This window comes from Rathayibacter sp. AY1F3 (assembly GCF_002931975.1).
Lineage (GTDB): Bacteria > Actinomycetota > Actinomycetes > Actinomycetales > Microbacteriaceae > Rathayibacter.
Genome location: NZ_PSVF01000071.1, coordinates 1 through 547, shown reverse-complemented (window position 1 = coordinate 547; position 547 = coordinate 1). Strand labels below are relative to the sequence as shown.

Genomic DNA, 547 nt, shown 5'->3' with positions numbered 1-547 from the left:
AGGAGCGAATCCGCTGCCAGGCTCCGGGACGAGCGGCTCGCGCGCCTCGATCACGGCGATGGCGGCCGGAGCGACCGGGGCTCCCGAGGCGAGGGCGCTCCGGAGCTGCTCGACCGCGTCGGTCAGCACCGCCCGCCGGGACGTCGATCCGCGACCGGAGGCGAGAGTCGACGTGGCGAGGCCGAGCACGCGCTCGGCCAGCGCCGTCCGCTGCTCCCCGGCCGCGGTCGTCGCGGTGGTGATGGCGTCGGCCGAGACTCCCTCGAGCGCTGCGTTCAGGGCTCCGATCGCCACCAGCAGATCGGTGCGGGCCGCGCCCGCGACGGTGCCGTCGGTCGCGGTGAGGAGCGCGAGCGAGTCTTCCCGCAGCGCGAGGCCGGCCTCGCGCGCGGCGGTGTAGGCCGGGGGAGCGGCGACGTCGATGGACGTCTCCCGGAGAGTCGGGGTCGCCTGCGTGCCCTCCGCGGAGGGCGTGCATCCGGTGAGCGCGCCGGCGGCGACGAGCAGGGCGATCGCGGCCGTGGCGCCCCGGAGGAGCGGGCGCGCA

1 protein-coding gene is annotated in these 547 nt (G+C 77.5%); it reads right to left on the bottom strand.

Going from position 1 to position 547, the window contains the following annotated elements; genetic code table 11:
* Positions 1-547, bottom strand: a 547-nt coding sequence (locus C5C39_RS17690; RefSeq protein ID WP_219813363.1) for a hypothetical protein, incomplete at both ends; no start/stop codon positions are given.